The sequence below is a fragment of the Arhodomonas sp. KWT genome (assembly GCF_010993615.1).
The window spans coordinates 1-3,942 of record NZ_WNXE01000200.1; the positions used below are offsets into that span (position 1 = coordinate 1).

Sequence of the window (3,942 nt, forward strand, 5' to 3'; positions counted from 1 at the left end):
ACCACGGTGCCCTCGAACTCGGTGAGGAAGGTCTCCAGCCACGCCACGGACTCCGCGTCCAGGTGGTTGGTGGGCTCATCGAGCAGCAGCATGTCCGGCTTGGACAGCAGCAGCCGGCACAGGGCCACCCGGCGTTTCTCGCCGCCGGACAGGGTGGTGACGTCCGCTTCCCAGGGCGGCAGGCGCAGGGCGTCCGCCGCCTGCTCGAGCTTGCGGTCCAGGTCCCAGGCGCCGGCGGCTTCGATCTGGTCCTGGAGCTTGGCCTGCTCGGCCATCAGGGCCTCGAAGTCGGCGTCCGGATCGGCGAACTGGGCGGAGACCTCGTTGAACCGGTCCACCAGCGCCTTGGTCTCGGCCACGCCATCCTCGACGTTGCCGCGCACGTCCTTGCCCGGATCGAGCTCCGGCTCCTGGGGCAGGTAGCCGATGTTGATCCCGGGCTGCGGCCGAGCCTCGCCTTCGTACTCGGTATCCAGGCCTGCCATGATGCGCAGCAGCGTCGACTTGCCGGAGCCATTGAGGCCGAGCACGCCGATCTTGGCACCGGGGAAGAATGACAGCGAGATGTCCTTGAGGATCTGCCGCTTGGGCGGGACGACCTTGCCCACGCGGTTCATGGTGTAGATGTACTGGGCCATTGGCAGCTATCGGGTTCTCGTAGTGGGTACAGGGACGGAATCGCGCCCGCGGGCGCGGGCGGAATACGATTAAGTGCAGTGTAAGGGGTTCTCTGGTAGGGATAAAGCCGGTTGGACGACTACCACACCACACACGAGGAAGAGACCATGAAACGTCTGTTTACGGTGATCACCGCGGGTGCGCTGGCGCTCGTCATGCTGCCGGCGTTTGCCGCGGGTACCGCGAAGGTGCGCGTCGAGGCCGGTCCCCAGGGGACGATGAAGCCCATGACCTTCGAGTGGGGCGACGATGGCGAGGTCCGCATGGAGGTGCCGGGTCAGCAGGGCTACATGCTCGTGCGCGACGGTCACGCCTATGCGGTGCGTGGTAGCGGCGCCGACGCCATGGTGCTCGATCTTACGGCGATGCAGAAGGGCGGCGGCGAGGCCAAGGGCGACGGCCTTGCGGGGCGCACGGCGCTGCTCGGCCTGGATGCCCTGGACGGGAGTGCCACCGTCGCCGGGATCGACGGCGAGCTCTATCGCATGCGCTGGCGCGAAAAGGGCGAGGAGAAGTCCGGCCGTGTCGTGCTCAGCGACGACCCCATGGCGCAGTCCCTGAGCGATGCCTGGGGCGAGCTGGCCCGGAGCATGGGGGCCGACTGGGACGAGGGCGGCGTGATGTCCGGACTGCAGGAGCGCGGTCTGGGGCTGCTCCGGCTGGAGGGGCAGTTCGAGGTCGTGGAGATATCCGGTGACGCCCCGGCGGCCGGTCGTTTCGAGCTGCCCGCCGAGCCCATGGACCCACGGGAGATGATGCAGCAGGGCGGCGGCCAGTAGCCCCGGAGGCTGTCCGCGGGCGGCCCGGTGCGCGGGCCGCCCGGCGCCGCGTGGCGGAAGGCCGCGTCAGCCCTTGCCCTTTGTGCGCGTCTTGCCGGCCTTGCCTTCCTTCTCGATGAACTGGACGATTGCCCCGGCGACGTCCTTGCCAGTGGAGGTCTCGATGCCCTCGAGCCCCGGCGAGGAGTTCACCTCCAGCACCACCGGGCCGTGGTTGGAGCGCATGATGTCCACGCCGGCGACATTGAGCCCCATGATCCGGGCAGCGCGTACCGCCGTCTGACGCTCCTCGGGGGTGATGCGGATGGGGGTGGCGGCGCCGCCGCGGTGGACGTTGGAGCGGAACTCCCCTTCCTTCGCCTGGCGCTTCATCGAGGCGATGACCCTGTTGCCCACCACGAAGCAGCGGATATCCGCGCCGCCGGCCTCGCGGATGAACTCCTGGGTGAGGAAGTAGGCGTTCAGGCCGTGAAAGGCGTCGATCACGCTTTCCGCGGCCTTGGTGGTCTCTGCGAGCACCACGCCCTTGCCCTGGGTCCCTTCGAGGAGCTTGATCACCAGCGGGGCGCCGCCGACCAGGCTGATGAGGTCCTCGTTGTCGTCCGGCGAGTAGGCGAATCCGGTCACCGGCAGGCCGATGCCGCGGCGTGCGAGCAGCTGCATCGAGCGCAGTTTGTCCCGTGAGCGGGTGATCGCCACGGACTCGTTGAGCGGAAACACGCCCATCATCTCGAACTGCCGCAGCACGGCGGTGCCGTAGAAGGTCACCGAGGCGCCGATGCGCGGGATCACCGCGTTCGGCGACTCGAGGATGTCGCCCTTGTAGTGCACCTCCGGCCGGTGCGCGCTGATCTTCACATAGCAGCGCAGCGGGTCGACGACACGCATGGTATGGCCGCGTTCCTTCCCGGCCTCGACGATGCGGCGCGTCGAGTACAGGCGGGCGTTACGGGAGAGGACATAGATCTGCAGTGGCTCGGCCATTCGTATCTCGTTCCACGCTGGCTACTGCGGATGGTGAGGGCGGCGGATATCCGCCCCGGCGTCGGGCGATGCCCCCGGCTGGCGCGTACGGGCCCGTGCCCGGTCACCGCGACGGCGGCGGGCGACGTACCCAGACTTCGCTGTCCGCCGCGCCGGCCAGGTACGAGGCCCCCGGATCCACCAGCAGGCGGCGTTTCATGGCGCGGCGACCGATGAGCATGCGAAAACCCATGGTATCGCGGTTGGTCAGTGACAGATCAATGGGAAATCGCTGTCCCGCGATGAGCAGTGGTGTGCGGATCACGATGCGCCGTTCGCGGTGCCCGGTGGAGCTGGTGACCATGCGCTCTTCGAGCACATCGGCCGCGCAGTGCACGGTGCGGTCGGTGCGGCGCTGCAGCGGGTGGACCTCGAAGGCGACCCGGTCGCGGCCGTTGTCGCTGAAGCGGTGGATGTGGACCGCGTGCAGCGCGGAGGTCGACGCGCCGGTGTCGATCTTCGCCTTCACCGCCTCGATGCCCAGCTGAGGCAGGCCGATCCATTCCCGCCAGCCCACCCAGAGCCGCGGCCGGCTACGGCGTCGCGCGCGTGTGCTCATGCCCCCGGTTTCCCGTTGCGGATGACGCCCCAGTGTTGGCGCTGACGCGGTGTTTGGCAACCGGGCGGTTACCGTTGCCGGCGCAGGCTGCCCGGGGTGACGCCGTAATGACGTTTGAACGCGCTCGCGAAGTTGCTCACGTGCCGGTAGCCGAGGCGGAAGGCGATCTCCTTGATCCCCAGCGGCGTGTCCGCGAGCAGCTGGTGGGCCATTTCCAGCTTGCGCTGCTGCAGCCACTGCGCCGGCGGCACGCCGTAATGGGCCTTGAACGCCTGCATCAGGCGCGTCGCTCCCAGTCCGGTGTCCCGGCCGAGCTCGTCGATCGAGGGCGGGCAGGCCGGGTGCTCGAGCAGCCCGGCGGCGGCGTCGCGCACGCGAGCCACCTCCCAGGCGCTCAGGTGCGTGCCCGGCGAGTCGTTGCGGGTCAGGGATTCGAACGCCCCGCTGACGACCTCGAGCAGCCGGCCCTCCAGTGACAGGCGGCGGATCTCGCCGTGGTAGGGGCTGGAGAAGAGCTGCCCCACGGCGGGGCGTAACGCCGCGTCCATGCGCCGGTGCAGCTCGAACGCGCCCGGGGCGTGGCTCCGGCCTATCGCCGCCACCGGCGCCGGGAGGCGGGCGCCTTCCGAGAGGCGCTCGAAGAGGTCGTTCGAGAGGGTGATGCCGACCGTCCGGATCCGGCTTCGCGCCGGCAGCCGGAAGTCCACCCAGCGCTCCGCGGGCATGTGCCAGTGCCAGTGGCCGTCCCGGATGGTGCGGGGCTGGTCGACGCCGGGGATGAACACGTCGAAGGCGGTCTCCCAGGGGATGATCAGGCCGATCTCGTGCAGGTCGCTCTCGTCGGCGGCCAGGATGTTTACCGGATCCGCGCCGGTGTGGCCGTCGGCGAGGATGGCCCGCACC

Annotated in this window: 5 protein-coding genes; 1 reads left to right on the forward strand and 4 read right to left on the reverse strand. The window is 69.3% G+C overall.

The features are described from left to right. On the reverse strand, positions 1-638 hold a 638-nt coding region (locus G7A99_RS16550), incomplete at its 3' end, for an ATP-binding cassette domain-containing protein (RefSeq protein WP_163142168.1). Positions 639-785: 147 nt separating this feature from the next. Between G7A99_RS16550 and G7A99_RS16555 the strand changes: the two genes are divergently transcribed. Then, positions 786-1,457, forward strand: a complete 672-nt coding sequence (locus tag G7A99_RS16555) for a hypothetical protein (RefSeq protein WP_163142171.1) — start codon at positions 786-788, stop codon at positions 1,455-1,457. Positions 1,458-1,523: 66 nt separating this feature from the next. Here the strand turns inward: G7A99_RS16555 and rimK are convergent, their stop codons facing one another. The 3 genes from rimK to G7A99_RS16570 form a co-directional block, all read right to left on the reverse strand. Next, positions 1,524-2,441 (reverse strand): 30S ribosomal protein S6--L-glutamate ligase, encoded by a 918-nt coding sequence (gene rimK, locus G7A99_RS16560; RefSeq protein WP_018716357.1) that lies wholly within the window; start codon positions 2,439-2,441, stop codon positions 1,524-1,526. 103 nt (positions 2,442-2,544) lie between these two features. Next, entirely contained in the window at positions 2,545-3,039 is a 495-nt protein-coding gene (locus tag G7A99_RS16565) for a RimK/LysX family protein (RefSeq protein WP_018716356.1), read from the reverse strand. A gap of 68 nt (positions 3,040-3,107) precedes the next feature. Continuing rightward, on the reverse strand, positions 3,108-3,942 hold an 835-nt coding region (locus tag G7A99_RS16570), incomplete at its 5' end, for an AraC family transcriptional regulator (RefSeq protein ID WP_163142174.1).